Annotated in this window: 15 protein-coding genes; 6 read left to right on the top strand and 9 right to left on the bottom strand. The window is 67.1% G+C overall.

What is annotated here, in order from left to right; genetic code table 11:
- Positions 1-87 precede the first annotated feature (87 nt).
- From RT655_RS06330 to RT655_RS06315, 4 genes are all read left to right on the top strand, one after another.
- The gene (locus RT655_RS06330) at positions 88-954 is read left to right on the top strand and encodes a glycine--tRNA ligase subunit alpha (RefSeq protein WP_313536918.1); all 867 of its coding nucleotides are present in this window, start codon (positions 88-90) and stop codon (positions 952-954) included.
- Positions 955-1,068: 114 nt separating this feature from the next.
- Positions 1,069-3,267, top strand: coding sequence for a glycine--tRNA ligase subunit beta (glyS, locus tag RT655_RS06325; protein ID WP_313535611.1), 2,199 nt, complete (start codon positions 1,069-1,071; stop codon positions 3,265-3,267).
- Positions 3,268-3,428: 161 nt separating this feature from the next.
- Entirely contained in the window at positions 3,429-6,092 is a 2,664-nt protein-coding gene (gene ppdK / locus RT655_RS06320; RefSeq protein ID WP_313535610.1) for a pyruvate, phosphate dikinase, read from the top strand.
- Complete coding sequence (locus tag RT655_RS06315) at positions 6,092-6,574, top strand: hypothetical protein (RefSeq protein ID WP_313536917.1); 483 nt, start codon at positions 6,092-6,094, stop codon at positions 6,572-6,574. Before ppdK ends, RT655_RS06315 begins: the two co-directional genes overlap by 1 nt.
- A gap of 124 nt (positions 6,575-6,698) precedes the next feature.
- On the opposite strand, the gene RT655_RS06310 is transcribed toward RT655_RS06315, so the two are convergent.
- The 9 genes from RT655_RS06310 to RT655_RS06270 all read right to left on the bottom strand — a co-directional run bounded on the left by RT655_RS06310 (position 6,699) and on the right by RT655_RS06270 (position 17,474).
- On the bottom strand, positions 6,699-9,419 hold the full coding sequence (locus RT655_RS06310) for a TonB-dependent receptor (protein ID WP_313535609.1): 2,721 nt from the start codon (positions 9,417-9,419) through the stop codon (positions 6,699-6,701).
- Positions 9,420-9,791: 372 nt separating this feature from the next.
- Positions 9,792-10,340 carry a hypothetical protein gene (locus tag RT655_RS06305; protein ID WP_313535608.1) on the bottom strand — a complete coding sequence of 183 codons (549 nt, stop codon included), beginning with the start codon at positions 10,338-10,340 and terminating at the stop codon, positions 9,792-9,794.
- A gap of 59 nt (positions 10,341-10,399) precedes the next feature.
- Positions 10,400-11,392, bottom strand: coding sequence for a type II secretion system F family protein (locus tag RT655_RS06300; protein ID WP_313536916.1), 993 nt, complete (start codon positions 11,390-11,392; stop codon positions 10,400-10,402).
- A gap of 5 nt (positions 11,393-11,397) precedes the next feature.
- On the bottom strand, positions 11,398-12,378 hold the full coding sequence (locus RT655_RS06295; protein WP_313535607.1) for a type II secretion system F family protein: 981 nt from the start codon (positions 12,376-12,378) through the stop codon (positions 11,398-11,400).
- A gap of 7 nt (positions 12,379-12,385) precedes the next feature.
- Positions 12,386-13,660, bottom strand: coding sequence for a pilus assembly protein CpaE (locus RT655_RS06290; RefSeq protein ID WP_313535606.1), 1,275 nt, complete (start codon positions 13,658-13,660; stop codon positions 12,386-12,388).
- A complete protein-coding gene (locus RT655_RS06285; RefSeq protein ID WP_313535605.1) occupies positions 13,657-14,289 on the bottom strand; it encodes a CpaD family pilus assembly lipoprotein in 633 nt (210 codons plus the stop codon). Before RT655_RS06285 ends, RT655_RS06290 begins: the two co-directional genes overlap by 4 nt.
- A gap of 23 nt (positions 14,290-14,312) precedes the next feature.
- Positions 14,313-15,902, bottom strand: a complete 1,590-nt coding sequence (locus RT655_RS06280; protein ID WP_313535604.1) for a type II and III secretion system protein family protein — start codon at positions 15,900-15,902, stop codon at positions 14,313-14,315.
- 1 nt (position 15,903) lies between these two features.
- A complete protein-coding gene (gene cpaB, locus RT655_RS06275) occupies positions 15,904-16,941 on the bottom strand; it encodes a Flp pilus assembly protein CpaB (RefSeq protein WP_313535603.1) in 1,038 nt (345 codons plus the stop codon).
- A gap of 56 nt (positions 16,942-16,997) precedes the next feature.
- Complete coding sequence (locus RT655_RS06270) at positions 16,998-17,474, bottom strand: prepilin peptidase (RefSeq protein WP_313535602.1); 477 nt, start codon at positions 17,472-17,474, stop codon at positions 16,998-17,000.
- A 48-nt stretch (positions 17,475-17,522) separates the two neighbouring features.
- On the opposite strand from RT655_RS06270, the gene RT655_RS06265 reads away from it, so the two are divergent.
- Both RT655_RS06265 and RT655_RS06260 read left to right on the top strand, forming a co-directional pair.
- Positions 17,523-18,461, top strand: a complete 939-nt coding sequence (locus RT655_RS06265) for an alpha/beta hydrolase (protein ID WP_313535601.1) — start codon at positions 17,523-17,525, stop codon at positions 18,459-18,461.
- Positions 18,458-19,531, top strand: a complete 1,074-nt coding sequence (locus RT655_RS06260; RefSeq protein WP_313535600.1) for an FAD-dependent oxidoreductase — start codon at positions 18,458-18,460, stop codon at positions 19,529-19,531. The genes RT655_RS06265 and RT655_RS06260 overlap by 4 nt, the downstream gene beginning before the upstream one ends.
- Positions 19,532-19,566: the final 35 nt, after the last annotated feature.

Raw genomic sequence — 19,566 nt, 5'->3', positions numbered from 1 at the left:
CGGTTGACCCCCTCCGCGCCCTGCGCCAAAGCGCTCCCCAAACCTCACAGGGTGACCAACTTGTCCGAACCTCTCAGCTTCCAGCGCATGATCCTGACGCTCCATGACTATTGGAGCACGCGCGGCTGCCTGATCCTGCAGCCCTATGACATGCGCATGGGCGCCGGTACCTTCCACCCCGCCACCACGCTGCGCGCGCTGGGGCCGGAGCCGTGGAACGCCGCCTTCGTCCAGCCCTGCCGCCGCCCGACCGACGGCCGCTATGGCGAGAATCCCAACCGGCTCCAGCATTACTATCAGTATCAGGTGATCCTGAAGCCGAGCCCGCCCGACCTGCAGGAGCTATACCTGGGCTCGCTGGCCGCGATCGGCATCGACTTCACCAAGCACGACATCCGCTTCGTCGAGGACGATTGGGAATCGCCCACGCTCGGCGCTTGGGGCCTTGGCTGGGAAGTCTGGTGCGACGGGATGGAAGTCACCCAGTTCACCTATTTCCAGCAGATGGGCGGCTATGACTGCAAGCCGGTCGCGGGCGAGCTGACCTACGGGCTCGAGCGCCTCGCCATGTACATCCAGAACAAGGACAGCGTGTACGATCTCGCCTTCAACGACGCGGGCGTGACGTACGGCGACGTGTTCCTGGAGAATGAGCGCGAGATGTCGAAGTGGAACTTCGAGATCGCCGATACCGACGCGCTGTTCGACCTGTTCCGCAAGGCCGCGGCCGAGTGCGAGCGCTCGCTGGAGGCGAAGCTGCCGATCCCGGCCTATGAGCAGGCGATCGAGGCAAGCCATATCTTCAACCTGCTGAACGCGCGCGGCGTGATCTCGGTGGCGGAGCGCCAGGCCTATATCGGCCGGGTGCGCGATCTGGCGAAGGGCGCCTGTGCGGCGTGGATCGAGAAGAAGACTCCCGAATGGGAAGCCGCGTACCCCGGCTGGACGGCGTGATGCGTAGCCGCCGCTTCCCCCTTCGTGCTCCTGCGAAAGCAGGAGCCCAGAGCCCCAAGCGACTCGCTCTCCAACACTGGGCACCTGCATTCGCAGGTGCACTTGGAATTGCCTATGACTGACTTTCTTCTCGAACTCCGCTCGGAGGAAATCCCGGCGCGCATGCAGGAAAAGGCGCGGGAGGATCTCCCCCGCCTGTTCGCCGCCGAGCTGGACAAGGCCGGTCTCAAGGCCGCCGAGACGATCAGCTATGCCACGCCGCGCCGGCTGGCGCTGATCCTCAAGGGCCTGCCCGCCGAGACCGCCGCCGTCTCCGAAGAGACCAAGGGCCCGCGCGTCGGCGCGCCGCCCCAGGCGCTGGAAGGCTTCCTCCGCAAGACCGGCCTCACCGCCGATCAGCTGGTCGAGCGCGACGGCGTGCTGTTCGCGATTGTCGACAAGCCCGGCCGCGCCACCGCCGAGGTGCTCGCCGCCGCGATCCCCGCGGTGATCCGCGCCTTCCCCTGGCCCAAGTCGATGCGCTGGGGCGCGCCGTCGCTCTCCACCGAGAGCCCGCGCTGGGTGCGCCCGCTCCAGGGCATCGTCGCGCTGTTCGGCAGCGACGTGGTGCCGTGCGAGGTCGCCGGCATCACCAGCGGCGCGGCGACGGTGGGGCATCGCTTCCACCATCCGGGCGTGATCACGATCGGTTCGGCCGACGATTACATCGAGAAGCTGCGCGCCTGCCATGTCATCGTCGACGGGGCGGAGCGCCGCAACATCATCGCGCTGGGCGCGAAGATGGCGGCGCAGAAGGCGGGGCTCAGCCTGATCGAGGACGAGGGCCTGCTGTTCGAGAATGCCGGCCTCACCGAATGGCCGATGCCGCTGCTCGGCCGCTTCGACGAGGCCTTCCTGGCGGTGCCGCCCGAGGTGATCCAGCTCACCGCGCGGGTGAACCAGAAATATTTCGTCTGCCGTGATGGCGCGGGCAAGCTCGCCAACGCGTTCGTCTGCGTGGCGAACATCGACGCGGCCGATGGCGGCGAGAAGATCGTCGCGGGCAACCAGAAGGTGCTGGCCGCACGGCTGAGCGACGCGCGGTTCTTCTACGAGACCGATCTGAAGGTGCCGCTCGCCGATCAGGCGGGGAAACTCGAGAAGATCGTCTTCCACGAGAAGCTGGGCACGGTGGCCGACAAGGTCGAGCGCGTCGCCAAGCTGGCCGAATGGCTGGCGGCCGAAAAGATCGTGCCGAACTGCGATCCCGCTCTGGCGCGCCGCGCGGCCGAGCTTGCCAAGGCGGACCTCGTCACCGGCATGGTCGGCGAGTTCCCCGAGCTGCAGGGCCTGATGGGCGGCTATTATGCCGCTGCGCAAGGGGAAAACCCGGCGGTCGCCGCAGCGATCCGCGATCACTACAAGCCGGTCGGGCAGGGCGACGACGTTCCGACCGAGCCGGTGACGGTCGCGGTGGCGCTGGCGGATAAGCTAGATACTTTGGCTGCGTTCTTTGTGATCGACGAAAAGCCAACGGGTTCCAAAGATCCCTTCGCTCTTCGACGCGCCGCCATCGCGTGCATTAGCCTGCTAACCGCAAACGGCGTGAGGCTCAGCCTACTGCCCATGCTTTTCAGGGCGTGTCTCCGCGCTTGGGTAAGCACTCAGCCTGAACCAAACAAGCAATTGGCTGAGATCTATGAAGACTTGGCGTCTTCTCGTGGCGACCGTCATATTGGGACGGAGCTTGCAAACTTGCTTTTGAACACGGTGGTTGAAAGCTACAATCACCGTTTGACCGAGGCTCAGCGTGAGATTGAGCGGAGTGCGGAAGACCTCCTCGACTTCTTCGCCGACCGCCTCAAGGTCCAGCAGCGTGAGGCGGGTGTCCGCCACGACCTGATCGACGCGGTGTTCGCGCTCGGTGGCGAGGACGATCTCGTCCGCCTGCTGGCGCGCGTGAAGGCGCTGCAGGCGTTCGTCACTACCGAGGACGGCGCCAACCTGCTCGCCGGCTACAAGCGCGCGGCGAACATCCTCAAGAAGGAGGAGTGGGAAGCTGGTGCCGTCAACCCCGCACCCGAACCCGCCGAAGCCGCGCTCGCCGCAGCCCTCGACGCGGCCGAGCCCAAGGCCACTGCCGCGATCGAAGCCGAGAAGTTCGAGGATGCGATGGCCGCGCTCGCGATCCTGCGCGCGCCGATCGACGCCTTCTTCGACCAGGTGACCGTCAACGACGGCGATCCGGTCAAGCGCGCCGCGCGCCTGGGCCTGCTCGCGCGGATGCGTGATGCAGTGCACAAGGTGGCGGACTTCGCCAAGATCGAAGGTTGAGAGGCTTAATTGTACGATTAATATCCCGTAAATTGGCCTGAAACTGCCATTGTCCCGAAATAATCGGATACCGACAACGCAATCAGCGGTTCCGCCTTTTTCGCACCTGCGGTAGCGCCCTTGCATCGAGCAGGGGCGCTTTCGATCGGAAGGGGATCAGAATGACGCAATATGTGTACCGCTTTGGCGGTGGTGTTTCGGACGGTGGTGCGGGCGACAAGAATCTGCTCGGCGGCAAGGGTGCGAACCTCGCCGAGATGGCCTCGATCGGGCTGCCGGTGCCGCCGGGCTTCACCATCTCCACGGCGATGTGCACGCGTTATTACGAGGAAGGCGAGACCTTCCCGGAGAGCGTGAAGGCCGAGGTCGCGGGCGGCATCGCGCATATCGCCGCGATCACCGGCAAGCAGTTCGGCGATGCGGCCGATCCGCTGCTCGTCTCGGTCCGCTCGGGCGCGCGCGTCTCGATGCCGGGGATGATGGACACCGTCCTCAACCTCGGCCTCAACGACCAGACGGTGCAGGGCCTGGCCGCCACCAGCGGCGACGATCGCTTCGCCTGGGACAGCTATCGCCGCTTCATCCAGATGTATGCCGATGTCGTGCTCGGCCTCGACCATGGCCGGTTCGAGGAAGCGCTGGAGATCGCCAAGGAAGATCGCGGCTTCACCCTCGATACCGAACTGTCGGCCACCGATCTCCAGACGCTGGTCGCCGAGTACAAGTCCATCGTCGAGGAACTGTGGAACAAGCCGTTCCCGCAGGATGTGCACGACCAGCTCTGGGGTGCGATCGGCGCGGTGTTCGGCTCGTGGCAGTCGGAGCGCGCCAAGGTCTATCGCCGTCTCAACGACATCCCGGCCGATTGGGGCACGGCGGTGAACGTGCAGGCGATGGTGTTCGGCAATATGGGCGACACCTCGGCGACGGGCGTGGCCTTCACCCGCGACCCCTCGACCGGCGAGCGCGCTTATTATGGCGAGTTCCTGATCAACGCGCAGGGCGAGGACGTGGTCGCCGGCATTCGCACGCCGCAGTACCTGACCCGGACCGCCCGCGAGGCCGCAGGCGCCAAGCCCGCCTCGATGGAAGAGGCGATGCCCGAGGTCTATGGCGAGCTGGCGGCGGTGTTCGACCGGCTCGAGACCCATTACCGCGACATGCAGGACATCGAGTTCACCGTCGAGCGCGCCAAGCTGTGGATGCTGCAGACCCGCAGCGGCAAGCGCACCGCCAAGGCGGCGCTCAAGATCGCGGTCGACATGGCCAATGAGGGGCTGATCACCCGCGAGGAAGCGATCCTGCGCGTCGATCCGGCGGCGCTCGACCAGCTGCTCCACCCGACGCTCGATCCCAAGGCGCCGCGCGACGTGCTGACCAAGGGTCTGCCCGCCTCGCCGGGCGCGGCGTCGGGTCTCGCTGTGTTCGACAGCGACACGGCCGAGAAGCGCGCCAATGCGGGCGATTCGGTGATCCTGATCCGCACCGAGACCAGCCCCGAGGATATCCACGGCATGCACGCGGCGCGCGGCATCCTGACGGCACGCGGTGGCATGACCAGCCACGCCGCGGTCGTCGCGCGCGGCATGGGGCGGCCTTGCGTCTCCGGCGCCGGCAGCCTGTCGATCAACGCGCGCGAGAAGGTGATGCGCGTCGGTGCCCGTGAAATCCGCGAGGGCGACATGGTCACCATCGACGGCGCCACCGGCGAGGTCATGGCCGGCCAGGTGCCGACCGTGCAGCCCGAGCTGTCGGGCGATTTCGGCACGCTGATGACTTGGGCCGACGAGGTCCGCCGGCTCAAGGTCCGCGCCAATGCCGAGACGCCGCTCGACTGCCGCACCGCGCGCGAGTTCGGCGCCGAAGGCATCGGCCTGTGCCGCACCGAGCACATGTTCTTCGATTCGGCGCGCATCACCGCGGTGCGCCAGATGATCCTCGCCGAGGATGAGGCGGGCCGCCGCGCTGCGCTGGAGAAGCTGCTGCCCGAACAGCGCAGCGACTTCCTCGAGATCTTCGAGGTGATGGCGGGCCTGCCGGTGACGATCCGCCTGCTCGACCCGCCGCTGCACGAGTTTTTGCCGCACGAAGAGGCGGAGTTCGCCGAAGTCGCCACGGCAGCAGGCGTGGACATCGACACGCTCAAGCGCCGCGCGGCCGAGCTGCACGAGTTCAACCCGATGCTCGGCCATCGCGGCTGCCGCCTCGGCGTGACCTATCCCGAAATCTACGAGATGCAGGCGCGCGCGATCTTCGAGGCGGCGATTGCGGTTGCCGAGAAATCAGGCGCGGCGCCGGTGCCGGAAGTGATGATCCCGCTGGTCGGCACCCGCCGCGAGTTGGAGCTGATGAAGGCGGTGGTCGACAAGGCCGCGCAGGCGGTGTTCGCCGAGAGGGGCCGCACGATCGACTATCTGGTCGGCACGATGATCGAGCTGCCGCGCGCGGCACTCATGGCGGGCGAGATCGCCGAGGTGGGCGCCTTCTTCTCGTTCGGCACCAACGACCTAACCCAGACGACGCTGGGCGTGAGCCGCGACGACGCCTCGCGCTTCCTCACCACCTATGTGGAGAAGGGCATCTACGCCAAGGACCCGTTCGTGAGCCTTGATGTGGAGGGCGTCGGCCAGCTGATCGCGCTCGCCGCCGAGCGCGGCCGGGCGACCCGGCCCGACATCAAGCTTGGCATCTGCGGCGAGCATGGTGGCGATCCGGCCTCGATCGCGTTCTGCGAGAAGACGGGGCTCGATTATGTCTCGGCTTCGCCCTATCGCGTGCCGATCGCGCGGCTTGCGGCAGCGCAGGCGGCAATTCGAGGAAAGTGATGCTGGTAGTGGCGGTAGCGGTAGCGACGGACGATGCGGCGGCACTCAGCCGCGACCTTCTCGCCAGCCCTACCGCCACCGCCGTGCTGGAACGCCGCTGCGGCGGCCCGATCCGCGCTGAAGTCGATCGGGCGGTGCACAAGGAACCTACCCCGGAGCAGCGCCAGCGGCTCGCGATCGGGCCGGACGAGCGGGTCGTGTACCGCAGCGTCGTGCTCAGCTGCGCCGGCATGGCCTTGTCGGTCGCTGAGAACTGGTACGTGCCCGCGCGCCTGACGCCGGAAATGAACAGCGCGCTGGAGCAGGGCGATACGCCCTTCGGCGCGGTGATCCGCCCGCTGCACCCGCATCGCAAGGCGCTGGAGCAGGTGCTTGCGGGCGTCGCGCCCTATGTGCTCCGCCACCGCGCGCTGGTGCTGGACGGCGAGGGGCGGGCGCTGGCGGAAGTGGTCGAGAATTATACGCCGGCGGTGCTGCGCTGACTCTTCTTAAGCCCCTCCCCTGAAGGGGAGGGGCTTGGAAATTCACGACACTCCCCAAAACGAGAAACGCCCCCCTTCCTTGCGGAAGAGGGGCGCTCCCCGGGGATGGCCCGGTGCCTGAAGGTCAGAACTTCGCGGTGGCCGACAGGTAGAAGGTGCGGCCGGTAAGGCTCGTCATCTGGAAGGTATCGGCGGTGGTCTGATACGCTTCCTCCCGCGTGTTGTTCAGGTTGATGATGCCGCCGGTGAAGCCCAGCCACTTGGTCGGCGTGAAGCCGAGCGCGAGGTCGAGCTGCGTGCGGCTGCGCACCGTATGGATCTGGCCGCCATCGACGAAGAAGCTGGTCGAGGCATCCTGCTTGTACGAGCTGCGATGGTTGACCGAGAGGCGGACGCTGAACATCTGGTTTTCCCAATAGGGGGTCAGGTTCCAGGTCAGCTTCGACAGGTCGCGCAGATTGAAGCCCGTGCCGAGCGCCGGCGAATCGGCATCGACGACGGTGACGTTGCCGGTCGCGCCGAAGCCCTTCACCGGCAGGAAGTCGTCGAAGCTCTGCGACGCGGCGACTTCCACACCCTTGATGTGGATGACGCTGTTGTCGTTCAGCTTGCGGCTGAAGTTGTAGTCCGTCGTCCCGTCCGCCGACTGGCAGTTGCCGACCTGGCCGTTCAGCGTCACCCCGTTGAACGCGGTGGGGCAGTAGAACTGCGTGAACGTGCCGTTCTTCACCGCCTTGTAGAAGCCGGCGATGCTGATCGAATTGCCGCGGCCATAATAATATTCGAGGCTGATATCCGCCTGGTTGGCGGTCAGCGGCTTCAGGCGCGATTCGCCGTTCGACACGGACACGCTGGGACGGATGCCCGTATTGTCGGTGACGAAGGTGTCGGCCATCTGTGTCTGGCTGTTGAGCAGCGGACGGACGAGCACCTTGGCGGCGGCGACGCGCGCCACCAAGCGATTGGTGAGGTCGAGCGCGAAAGTGGCACTCGGCAGCACATTGCCATAATCCTGCACCACGTGCTGCGTGCCGAGCAGCGGAGAGCTGCTGTCGGTGCCAGCCGTGAGGTTGGACTGGACGTTCTGATGGGTGTGTTCGTACCGGACGCCCAGATTGCCACGCAGCGCCATGCCACCCACCGAGGTGTCGACATTCGCCATCGCATAGACCGCCGGAATGTAGCGATCGACGACATAGCTGTTCGCCCAGTCGCGCACGTCCGGCACGGTGATGCCCTTGGAGGCCAGGATCGACTGCCACAGCGGCGCATTGGTTTCCCGGAAGGTGGTCGGGATCGCCATTCGGCTGCCGAGGAAGTTGGTCACCAGCTTGCCGGTGGTGCTCAGGTCCGGGATGAAGGCATATTCGGGATACAGATCGGGTCGCGTCACATCCGCGTCGCGGTCATGCCGATAGGCGTCGGTCTGGAAGCTTTCGTGATGGTATTTCACGCCGAAGACCAGCGAACGCACCCCGAACGCACCGATGTCCTTCGTCACGTCCAGCTGAGCGGATTTGTCCTTGGCCGTCTGGATGTGCGTCGCGCCGTCGATGAACGCGAAGAAGGTGCGGTTGGCGGGCGTGAACAACGAACCGTCCAGCACCCCGGCAGCGGTGGTGAACTTGACGTTGCGCGGATTGCTGATGTCGAGCGTGCCGCCGCCCGCGACGTCGATCGAGTCGATCGAGGCATATTCCTGCAGGTCGGCATTACCGCGAGTGTAGTGCGCGACGGCGTGTACGTTCCAGCCCTCGCCGGGCTGCCAATTGATCGTACCCGTATAGGCCTGAGTCTTCAGGTTGCGGATTTCCGGCTGGTCGTTGTTGCCGACCCCGAAGGTGCTGACGCTGATCTGATCGGCCACGCCATTGGCGACATGGTTGACCTTGATCGCGCTGGTATCCCAGCGGCCGAACACGAGCTGCTGGGTATCGTAGCGCGTATCGTCCTTCGAATATTCGCCCTGGAGCAGCACTTCGAAATTGGGCTGCGGCTTCCACTGGATCGCGCCGCTGGCCATCAGCTGCTTGCTGTCGCGATCGATGCGACGCAGGCGGAAATTGCCGGGAACATAGTTGTTGGGATCGAGAACGCCGGGATTATACCAGTTCTTGATGAACGCATAGTCGCCGCGATCGCTCAGCTTCTGATAGCTGACATTGGCCATCACGCCCAGCGTGCCGCCGGCGAACTGGTCGATATAGGCACCGCTGACCTTGGGCGTCACGCCGCCGCGATATTGCGAGTCATAGCCCTTCACGCCGACTATGAAGCGCGGGCCCTTATAGGCAAGCGGCTTCACGGTATCGATGTTGACTGTGCCGGAGAGGCCGCCGGTGTCCATGTCCGCGGTGGGCGACTTCACCACCTGGATCGCGCTGGCGAGATCGGTCTGGATGATGTCGTAGCGGAAGCCGTCCTTGAAGTCGGCGCTGGCGAAGGTCTGGCCGTTGATCGTGGTGCGGGCATATTGCGCGCCCAGGCCGCGGATGCTGATCGTCGAGCCGCGGCCGTTGATGTTGGACATCTGAACGCCGGCGATGCGCTGGATCGCCTCGGTGATGTTCTGCGCCGGGAACTTGCCGATATCCTCGGCGGAGATGCCGTCGGTGATGCGGATGTCCTTGCGCTTCGCGTCGAGCGCGGAAGCGAGGCTGGAGCGGAAGCCAGTCACGACGATGTCGCCGCCGGTATCGTCCTGCGCCTGCGCGACGGGCGCATCGGAGGTCTGGGCGAAAGCGGGACCAGCGAGCGCCAATGCGACGATGGAACCTGCGGAGAGCAATACCAACTTGGTACCGGTAACGGCGCGACGCGCGCTGGTCGGCGACGGACTCAACATCAAACCACCCCTCATCAAAAATGGCGAACCCTGCTGCGGTGCTCTGTTTTTCTATCCGGAGCTTGCTGCTCCTGGTCCGACAAATGTCCTAGAGGCCTGACCAGTTGTCAAGCCAGTCGGCGGCAGCGGCATGACCTATTTGAGACGTTCGCGTGAAAGGTAGGGGATCGGTAATGAGACCATCGCCGGTTTTTCCGCCCCATTGCAACGCTGTGTGGAATGGGAAGAGCGGATGGTAACGTTTGGAAAAATGCGCGAATCTCGCGCTGCTCGACCGCGGAAAACCGCGCCGAGATGCGCCGATTGCACGCGCACGAAAAAACGCCCGGGCGTTGCACCCGGGCGACAGTCAATCGCTATTGTAAGACAAGATCAGGCGTGGTGGCCGAACCTGCGGGCATGTTCGTCGGTATCGCCGGCACGCAGCAACGCCGCCTGCTCGCGCCAGCGTTCGTCGACGATCGTGCCCTGCGGCAGCCCGAGTCGTTCCTCCAGCGGCCGTTCGTCGCCGCGCGGCAGTTCCTCGATGTCGCGAAAGTGCTGGATGCCGAGCTGGTTGAGCTGGCGCTCGCGATGCTCGTCGATGCCGCGGATGCGGGCAAGCACGTCGGTGCCGCCATAGAACCAGCTGCGGATTGCCGAGTCGCGCTTGTTGGGCGCGGGGTCGGCGAGCGGCATCGCGGGGCGGCTGTCCGCGATGGTGCGCTCGAGCCGGGAATTGGTCGCCTCCAGATCGCGGATGCGAGTGTTGGCGGTGGCGAGCTCGTCGCGCAGCGCCTGATGCGCGTCGCGTTCCGCCTCATAGCGTTCGCGCCAACGGCGGCCGGCGCTGCTGCTCGCCAAGCCAAGCAGCCAGCCGGCGACCAGCGCTAGCGCGAGGCCGATGAACTGCAAAGGGGTGGTGTACGGCAAGTCGGTCATAGGTCAGGCTCCCGGCAACCCGCCAACAACCTGTCACCACGCGTTAGGTTCCGTAAACGTCAATGCATCAAGGAGTCGTTGATCGAGCAGGCCGCGGGCCCGAGGATCACGATGAACAGCACCGGCAGGATGAACAGGATCAGTGGAACCGTCATGATCGCAGGCAGACGTGCCGCCTTCTCTTCCGCCCGCATCATTCTTTCGTTGCGGAACTCTGCGGAAAGAACGCGCAGTGCCGACGCCAGCGGGGTGCCATACTTTTCAGTTTGGATCATGGTTGTAACGACACCGCGAATTGCATCCAGATTGATACGCATCGCCATGTTCTCGAACGCCGCGCGGCGATCGGTGAGGAAGCCGAGCTCGATCGCGGTCAGCGAGAATTCCTCCCCCAGCTCGGGATAGGCCCGGCCCAGTTCCCGCGCGACGCGACCGAAGGCGGCGTCGACGGTCAGGCCCGCCTCGGCGCAGATCACCAGCAGGTCCAGCGCGTCGGGCAGTCCCTTGCGGATCGCGTCGGTGCGCTTCTGGATGCGGTTCTTGAGATAGAGATCGGGTGCCTTGTAGCTGAGGATGAAGGTGCCCGCGACCAGGCCATAGGCCTTGAGCGGGCTCCAGTCGGCAAACATGTCGGTACCGTAGACGAAATAGAGCATCGGCCCGCCGAACAGGATCGGCAGCACCAGCCGGCCGAGGATCACACCCACCGCCCATTCGCGGCGGCGGATGCCAGCCTGGAGCAGCTTGACCTGCGCCACCTTGACCTGTTCGTCCTGCAGCACCTTGAGCGAGCTGAGGAAGCTGCGGATGCGGTCGGTCGTGTCGCTGCGCTGCACCAGCTTGGCGCGACGCTTGGAAGGGGTGGCGATGATGCCGGCCTTCAGCTGCTCACGGCGTTCGTTGAGCATCTTGACCCGGCGCGCCATCGGGTTGCGCACCGTGGTGGCGGCATAGATGGCGACGAGCACCGCAAAGGCGGCGATCGCCGACAGGATCGTCGCGACCCAGAGGACGTCGATGCCGAGCAGGGTGGGGCCGTGGGTGGGTTGCATCGCCATCAGATCTCGAAATTGACCATCTTGGCCATGATGAAGGCGCCCAGCGCCATCCAGATCAGCCCACCGCTGCCGGCGACGACAAGCCGCTGATCGGTGAAGAAGTGCATCATATATTCGTTGTTGATCGACCAGATCAGCCCGAACACGATGAAGGGCAGGGCGCCGACGATGATCGCCGAGGCCTTGGCTTCCGATGACATCGCCTTGATCTTCAGCTTCATCTGCGCGCGCTTGCGCAGCACGTCGGAGAGATTGCCGAGCGTCTCGGCCAGGTTGCCGCCGGTTTCGCGCTGGATCTGGATGGTGATGGTGAAGAACTGGAATTCGGGCGTGCCGAGCCGGTCGGCAGTTTCCTGCAGCGCCGCGTCGAGCGTGCGGCCGATCTTCATCTTGTCGCTGATCGCGCGGAACTCCTCGCCCACCGGCCCCGGCATCTCGAAGCCGACGACGCCGATCGTCTCGGTGATCGGCAGGCCCGAGCGCAGCCCGCGGACCAGCAGGTCGATCGCGTCGGGGAAGGTGGCGGTGAACTTGCCGACGCGGCGCTTGATCAGGAAGCTCACGACGAAATGGGGGAGGCCGAGCCCAAGGAACGACCCGAACACCATCGCCAGCAACAGCGGCGCGCCCTCGAAAACCAGCAGCAGCGCCACCGCCACTGCCAGGCCCAGCGTGGCGAGGCCGTACTGGCCCAGCGTCCAGCCCTTGCCGGTCATCGCCAGCCGCTTCTCGAGCTGTTGCTGATTGGGCAAAAGCCGCGCGAAGGTAACGTCAAAGCCGCTGGCCTGCGCCGTCGAGATGCGGCGCAGCTGCGCTTCCATCGCGTTGGTGCCGGTGCCGCTGACCATGTGCCGGTCCCGCAGCGAGGTCAGCCGTCGCGTGCTTGCCCGCTGCGCCGAGGGGCCGGACAGCGCCAGCACCAGCAGCGTCAGCACCGCGGCGGCACCCAGGCCCAGCATCAGGAGCGGCAGCAACGGCATCGCCCGCTTACTTCTTCTTGCTTGCCATCAAGGACTTGAGATCACCCAGCTTGCTGAGCAGCGAACCACCCTTGGCCGCTTGCGTGCGTTCGGCTTCGGCGCCGGCGTCGGTCACGTCGAGGATGCGACCGGCAAGCTCGCCCAAGGCGGCGAGCCCGCGATTGGCGCGGCCCACTTCGGCCATCGGCTTGCCGAGCTTGGCGGCCTGGGCGGCGAGCTTGGGTTCGAACGGCACGACGAAATCGATCGGGCGCTCGATCGAGCCCTCGAACTCCTTGCGGCTGATCTCGAGCAGCGCCGGCTGCGGCATCTTGTTGGCCAGGATGAAGATCTGGGTCTGCGGCGCGTTCGACTTGAACCAGCTGAGGATGCGGATCGTGTCGCGCGCAGCGGCTAGGGTGAGCTCGGTCACCAGTACCGCCACCTGCATGTCGGCGATCAGGTGCGGGTGCTGCACCAGCATCTGCCGCGGCAGATCGGTGATCGTGCACTCGAACGCGCCGCGGATCTCTTCCTGCAGCTGGTAGAAGGCGGCACCGTCGCCGGTCATCGGCGCGTTGATCGGCGCCTCGGCCGAAAGCACCGCGAGCCGCTCGGAAGCGCGGACCATCGCCCGCTCGATGAACAGCCCGTCGATGCGGCTGGGATTTTCGATCGCATCGGTCAGGCCGCGGCCGGGCTCGAGGTCGAGCGCCAGCGCGCCGGTGCCGAAATGCACGTCGAGGTCGAGCAGGGCGGTGGTCCGGCCCTGCCGCTCGCTCATCAGCCACGCGAGCGAGGTCGCGACGCTGGTCGCGCCGCAACCGCCGCGCGCGCCGATCACTGCTGTTGCCGAGTGCGGCCTGCCGGCGCCCGCGTCGCTCTGCTTGGGGATCGCCAACGCGGTCTGCGCCTGGAGAAAGGCGTCGCGCAACATGTCCGGGTTGATCGGCTTGAGCAGATAATCCTGGATGCCGCTGGCGATCAGGTCGCGATACAGCCGAACGTCGTTCACCGCGCCGGCGGTGAGCACGATCGTGCCGGGCTCGCATACTTCGGCGAGCGCGTTGATGTCGTTGAGCGGGTCGCCCGATTCGGACAGGTCGACGAACAGCACGTGCGGGCTGGCGGATACCGCGAGCGTCTGCACCGCGTTGCGCAGTCCGCCCTTGTTGACCTTCTCAGGCGACCAGCCGAGCTCGATCGCGATCGGTCGCATCAGGTCCGCTGTTGCCTCGTCGCAGACGAAGGCCGTGAACGGATCGCGGCTAGCCGCACGGCCGGGGTGGAAGGGGGCGTTCACTTCGGGCCCCCGCTCGCTTCGGCCTTCACCGTCGTGCCGCCGCCGCCGCTGGGTGCCGCCGCGCGATAGGCGCCGATCGCCTTGCTGACGGTCATCGGATCGGCAGTCGGCGCGCCGGGGGCGCCGCGGACCAGATCAGCCGGATCGGCGACCATCGCGGCGAGGTTCGAGGCAGTGGCGCAACCGAAATTGGAGCTGGTGCTGGCGTCCGCCGTGGCGCCGCTGAAATGGCGGTAATCGGGGCAGCCCGGCACCGCAGCGCTGGTGCGGGTGACGACCACGCGGACGATGCCCGGCGAGTCTGGCCGCCCGGTGGCGGGCGCACGATCGGCGAGCAACAGGCCATAGCGCCCGGCGGCGGCGGCGATGTCGCTGCGGCCGGTGCTGCCATCGGCGCCGTCATCGATCGCGATGCGGTCGCCATAGCGCAGGTTCATCGCACCCATCCATTCGGCAAGGCGGCGATCTTCGCCCGGAACGAGCCGACCGCCATCGGACTGAAGGTCGAGCGTCAGGTCCTGGCGGCTGACGATCGGCTGATGCACCGAATCGAGGCCGCCATTATAGCCCGCGCAACCGGCGAGCAGCAGCGCGGGGGCGAGCAGGGCGAGCGTGGGACGCGGCAACAAGGCGGTTCTCCTCGACGGGCGCATCACAGGCCGAAGCCCGGCGCGGCGGCGGCATTCTTGGATTTGGCGGGACGCCTGGACTGCGCGACGGGGGCGACCGGCGTCGGTGCCAGCGTACCGGTGGCGGGGGCGGCGGCCGGCGGCGCCATGCTCGGCATCGGCCGCTCGCCACCGGTCTTCCCTTCGGCCAGCGAGCCCAGGAAGATGCGGTCGAAATCGTTGGGCGCCTTGTAGCCGTCGGTGGGCAGGCGGATCTGGTTCGCGTTGACCGGGCGCACGAGATAGGGGGTGATCACGATCACCAGCTCGCTCTCGTTGCGCTGGAAGGCGTTGGAACGGAACAGCGCGCCCAGGATCGGCATGTCGCCCAGGCCCGGCGTCTTGGTGATCGAATTATTGTGGCTGTTCTGGAGCAGCCCGCCGATCACCATGCTTTCGCCCGAACCCATTTCCACCGTGGTCTCGCTGCGGCGGGTGGTGAGCGCGGGGATGGTGGTGTTGGCCAGCGTCACCGCGCCCGAGGAGGAGAGCTGCGATACTTCGGGTCGGACGTGCAGCGAAATGCGTCCGTCGGCGAGCACCGTGGGGGTGAAAGCGAGGCTGACGCCGTACTGCTTATATTCCACCGTGGTGGTGCCGAGCGCCTGCGCGATCGGGATCGGGATTTCGCCACCTGCGAGGAAGTTCGCCGTCTCTCCCGACAATGCGGTGAGGCTGGGCGAGGCGAGCGTGGAAACCTGGCCGATCGTCTCGCCGAAATCCAGGCTGGCAAGCAGGTCGGTGCCGAGGAAGCGGCCCGCCGCGCCGAGCATCGTGTTGCCGGTGCTGGGCGCGGGGAACGAGAAGATGCTGCCCCCCGGCGCTGCGCCGGTGGCGGGATCCACCGCGGTGCCGGTGTTGGTGGTGATCGTGCCCGCCTTGCCCTGTGTGATGCCGAACAGGAAGCTGCCGCGATCGCGGTTGGTCAGATTGACGTTGAGATTCTTGACGAAGCTCCGGCTGACTTCGGCAAAGCGGACCTGCAGCTGCACCTGCAGCGGGGTCGCGGTACGCAGCCGGTTGACGACGCCGATCTTGAGCGGCGCATTGGGGTCTTCGACCTTCACGCCCGGATTGAGCAGCCCGGTAACCAGCCGCTGCGCCTGCTCGCTGTCCTGCGGCGAGCGCACCGTGCCGTTGAGCACCGCGATCTGGCCGACCGTGGTGACGGTGATGTCCGAATCGGGCATCGCCGCCTTCATCATCGCATCGATGCTGCTGATGTTCTGGCTGACGCGGACATTCGCCGAATAGACGACCGCGCCATTGGCACCGGTGGCGAACACCGTCGCCTCGCCGAACGCCTTGCCATAGAGATGGATCTGCCGCGCGTTGGCGACATAGACGTCGGCGACGCCGGGGTTCGAGGTCCAGACATTGGCGGCGGCGGCGGGCAGGGTGACGAGCTCGCCCTCGCCGATCGACAGCATCACCTCGCGCGCCGGGCGCTGGCTGCCTGCGGGCAGCTGCGCCATGCGGGCGACCGGTTTGGCGCTGCGGGTCTGCGCGAGCGCATGGGGGGCGGCGAACAGCGCGACGATCGTCGCGGCGCCAAGGGGGAGGGAGCGCTGCATCTCAGTTCTTTCCGCCGACGGGGACGAGGCTGGCATCGCTGCCGCGCACGACGCGCACCACCGGGCCGGTGGCCTGCACCACCACCGGCGCGCCGCCTGCGCTGGTGGGTGGGGGGGCACCCGTGCCGCCCGGGGGCGCTTCCTTGGCCGGGACGGTGCGCCGCTGGAAGCGCGACACATCGGCACCGGTGACGTAGGAGTCGCTCTCGTCCTGCGGCCGGCTGGTGGCGCGGGCGAGGAACGCCTTTTCCTTGCTGGGATCGTCGGGCACGCTCACCGCGCCGCTGGCGATCGCTTCGTCGAGGTCGCTCTGCGTGTCGGCCAGCGAGCGCAGCGACAGCGAGAGGCTGCCGACGGTCTGCGCGACGGCGATCTTCTCGGCGATCTTGGGCGTCGCCTCGACGGTGACGGTCGAGTAGGCGGAGACGACGGTCTTGCCCTTGTCGTCGGTCTGCTTGTCGGTGCGCTGGTCGGTGGCGAGCACGCGCAGGTTGCGCAGCACCGTCTCCGACGCGCGGAGCGGCGGGCCATCGCCGCTGACGGTTTGAGTGAGGATCAGGTCGATATGGTCGCCCGGGAAGACGAAGCCGGCCACGGCGCTCTGCGCGGAGACGGGGACGGTCACCGCGCGCATGCCGGGGCCGAGCGCGGCGGCGAGGAAGCCGCGGTCGCCCGGCTTGACCAGCGCGCCCTGCGTCACCGGCTGGCCGGCAGGCACCGCGAAGCGGACGACGGCGCCCTGCAGCTTGGCGGGCTCGCTCTGGCCGCGGACATAATAGGCGCCTTCGACCAGGTCCTTGGGCCAGGGGCGGAATTCGAGCGCGGTCGCGTCGAGGATCGTGCCCACCGGCAGCGCGCGCTTGGCGACGAGCACCTCGGTGGTGTTGACCGGCGCGGCGGCGGCTGCGGCGGGGACACCCGGTGCCATCGCGCCGGCGGCGGGTGCGGCCGAACCGAGTACCAGGCTGCGCGCCATGAAGGCGGTGATGCCGGCGACCAGCAACGCGCCGACGAGCAGCAATAGCCTACGTGCGTCCATGTTGAATTACGCCTTTTCGTATTCGTTGGCCGACCCGGTTGTGGCAGCGTTAAGCATCACCCAATCCGGTTAAGAATCGGTTCGTAGAGGACAATCCCCGCGCCGAGCGTGATGGCGACGCCGTACGGCACCTCCATCGCGGCATCGGTGCGCCGCCGGCGAAGCCGCTGGTGCAGCAGCATCGCCACGGTCAGTGCGCCGCCCAGCAGCGACATCAGGATCAGCATGCGCAGCAGCGGCAGCAGCGGCAGCCACAGCGCGAGCGCGCCGATCAGCTTGACGTCGCCGCCGCCCATCGCGCCCGCAGCGAACACCCCGATGAACAGCGCGAAGACGAGCGCAGCGCAGCCGATCTGAATCGCGATATCCGGCCACAGCGTCATCCCGCTCGCCCACCACCACAGCGGCGCGGCGAGGGCGATCGCGGCATTCTTGGCGTTGGCGATGGTGCGGAAGCGCACATCCTCGATCCCCGCGGAGAGCAGGAGCAGCGCCAGCGCGCCGAGCAGACAGGCCTGGAAGATCCACCCCATGGGCCAAATGGGTAGACGGACCGGCTTACGAAACCGTAACCACGCCACATGGCAGTTTCCCGGAATGTGGCGCGTACGATACCCGAGGGCGCGGTGGTGGATCATTGGACGGCGCCAGACGGCTGGCCGCTTCGCCGCTTCCACTGGCCGGCAACGGGCACCCCACGTGGCAGCATGCTGTTCCAGACGGGCCGCGGCGACGTTTTCGAAAAATATTTGGAGAACTTTGCGCAGTGGCATGCGCAAGGCTGGGCGATCACCGCCTTCGACTGGCGCGGGCAGGGCGGGTCGGGGCGGCTGACGCCCAAGGCCAATTGCGGCCATATCGACGATTTCGCGACCTATATCGACGATCTCCGCGCCTTTGCCGCGCAGTGGCAAGCCGAGACGCCGGGCCCGCATGTCGCGATGGGCCATTCGATGGGCGGCCATCTGGTGCTCCGCGGACTGGCGGAGGGGGCAATCGCGCCCGACGCCGCGGTGCTGGTCGCACCGATGCTGGGGGTGCGCAGTGCCTTGGGCAAGCTCGCGCCGCCGATCGCGCGGGTGCTGGCGCGGCTCGGCGATCCGCGGCGGCCGGCATGGAAGGGCAACGAGAAGCCATACGCCACCGAGACCCGCGCCAGCCTGCTCACCCACGATGCCGCCCGCTATGCCGACGAACTGTGGTGGCAGGCGAAAGATCGCACGCTGCTGACGGGGCCGCCGAGCTGGCGATGGCTGGTCGCCGCGTTCCGATCGATGGCCGCGCTGGAGGCCGCGCCGCTCGAGTCAATGCGCACGCCGCTGTTGTTCGTCATCGCCGAGGAGGACGGGCTGGTCGACGCCCGCGCGGCGCTGCGGATCGCGCCGCGGCTGCCGAACGCGGAGGTGCTGCGGTTCGGGCCGGAGAGCGCACACGAGATACTTCGCGAGGCCGATCCGGTGCGCGACCGCGCGTTGGCGGCAATCGACGGCTTTCTCGATGCGCGGGCCCCGCGCGCATGACGCATTACGACGTCGCGATCGTCGGGGCGGGCATTGCAGGCGCAGGCCTTGCCGCCGAACTCAGCCCCCATGCCCGCGTGCTGTTGCTCGAGGCGGAGGAGCGGCCCGGCTATCACGCCACCGGGCGCTCTGCTGCCTTCTGGTCCGAAACCTATGGCGGGCCCGACATCCAGCCGCTGACCACCGCCTCGGGGCCGATGCTCCGCGCGGGCGGGTTCCTCGATCCGCTGGGCGAACTGCACCTGGCGCGGGCGGGCGACCAGGGGCGGGTCGACGCCTTTCTTGCGGCGTTCGAGGGGAGCGGTGTCGCGCTGCACGCGGTGAACCCGCGCAGCATCGTACCGGGCCTGCGCGACGACTGGTCGCTCGGCGTCCACGAGCCCGGTTGCGCCTATATCGACGTCGCCGCGCTGCATCAGCATTTCCTCGGTCGTGCGAAGGCGGCAGGCGCGGTCCTGCACTGCTCGTCCGGGCTGACCGCGGCGGTGCGCGAAGGCGGGACCTGGCGGCTGGAGACGCGGGGCGGGGCCTTTGCTGCCGATCTGCTCGTCAACGCCGCCGGCGCCTGGGCCGACGAGGTGGCCATGCTGGCAGGCGCGGCGCCGATCGGCATCCGCGCGTATCGCCGCACCATGGTGCAATTGCGTACCGATCCGGCGCCGGGTGCGGACTGCCCGCTGGTGAGCGATCTGGGTGGCAGCTTCTACTTCAAGCCCGAGGCAGGAGGACGCCTGTGGCTGACCCCGCACGACGAAGTGGACAGCCCACCTTGTGACGTCGCGCCCGAGGAGATCGACGTCGCCACCGCGATCCATCGGTTCGAGCAGGTGGTCGACTGGCGTGTCGCCGCGCTCGAGCACCGCTGGGCTGGGCTGCGCAGCTTCGCGCCCGATCGCCGGCCGGTCTATGGCTTCGATCCGACCGTGCCGGGGCTGTTCTGGTGCGCGGGGCAGGGGGGCTTCGGTATCCAGACCGCGCCCGCGGCAAGCCGATTGGCCTGCCAGCTGTTGCTGGGCCAAATTCCCGTGCTTGATCCCGACCGTTACTTGCCCGATCGCTTCCGGGATTGATTGGTAAGGCCAAAGGCTTTGCGAAAACCCGTCGC

The sequence above is a fragment of the Sphingomonas sp. genome, assembly GCF_032114135.1.
Classification (GTDB): Bacteria; Pseudomonadota; Alphaproteobacteria; order Sphingomonadales; family Sphingomonadaceae; genus Sphingomonas.
Note: the sequence above shows the minus strand (reverse complement) of the source record. Positions and strands in the feature narration are given on the sequence as shown.

Excerpts from the sequence above, each read along its gene's own strand:
- RT655_RS06330 (WP_313536918.1), top strand. The coding sequence starts at position 88 with ATGATCCTGACGCTCCATGACTATTGGAGCACGCGCGGCTGCCTGATC.
- glyS (WP_313535611.1), top strand. The coding sequence starts at position 1,069 with ATGACTGACTTTCTTCTCGAACTCCGCTCGGAGGAAATCCCGGCGCGC.
- ppdK (WP_313535610.1), top strand. The coding sequence starts at position 3,429 with ATGACGCAATATGTGTACCGCTTTGGCGGTGGTGTTTCGGACGGTGGT.
- RT655_RS06315 (WP_313536917.1), top strand. The coding sequence starts at position 6,092 with ATGCTGGTAGTGGCGGTAGCGGTAGCGACGGACGATGCGGCGGCACTC.
- RT655_RS06310 (WP_313535609.1), bottom strand. The coding sequence starts at position 9,419 with ATGTTGAGTCCGTCGCCGACCAGCGCGCGTCGCGCCGTTACCGGTACC.
- RT655_RS06305 (WP_313535608.1), bottom strand. The coding sequence starts at position 10,340 with ATGACCGACTTGCCGTACACCACCCCTTTGCAGTTCATCGGCCTCGCG.
- RT655_RS06300 (WP_313536916.1), bottom strand. The coding sequence starts at position 11,392 with ATGCAACCCACCCACGGCCCCACCCTGCTCGGCATCGACGTCCTCTGG.
- RT655_RS06295 (WP_313535607.1), bottom strand. The coding sequence starts at position 12,378 with ATGCCGTTGCTGCCGCTCCTGATGCTGGGCCTGGGTGCCGCCGCGGTG.
- RT655_RS06280 (WP_313535604.1), bottom strand. The coding sequence starts at position 15,902 with ATGCAGCGCTCCCTCCCCCTTGGCGCCGCGACGATCGTCGCGCTGTTC.
- cpaB (WP_313535603.1), bottom strand. The coding sequence starts at position 16,941 with ATGGACGCACGTAGGCTATTGCTGCTCGTCGGCGCGTTGCTGGTCGCC.
- RT655_RS06270 (WP_313535602.1), bottom strand. The coding sequence starts at position 17,474 with ATGGGGTGGATCTTCCAGGCCTGTCTGCTCGGCGCGCTGGCGCTGCTC.
- RT655_RS06265 (WP_313535601.1), top strand. The coding sequence starts at position 17,523 with ATGGCAGTTTCCCGGAATGTGGCGCGTACGATACCCGAGGGCGCGGTG.
- RT655_RS06260 (WP_313535600.1), top strand. The coding sequence starts at position 18,458 with ATGACGCATTACGACGTCGCGATCGTCGGGGCGGGCATTGCAGGCGCA.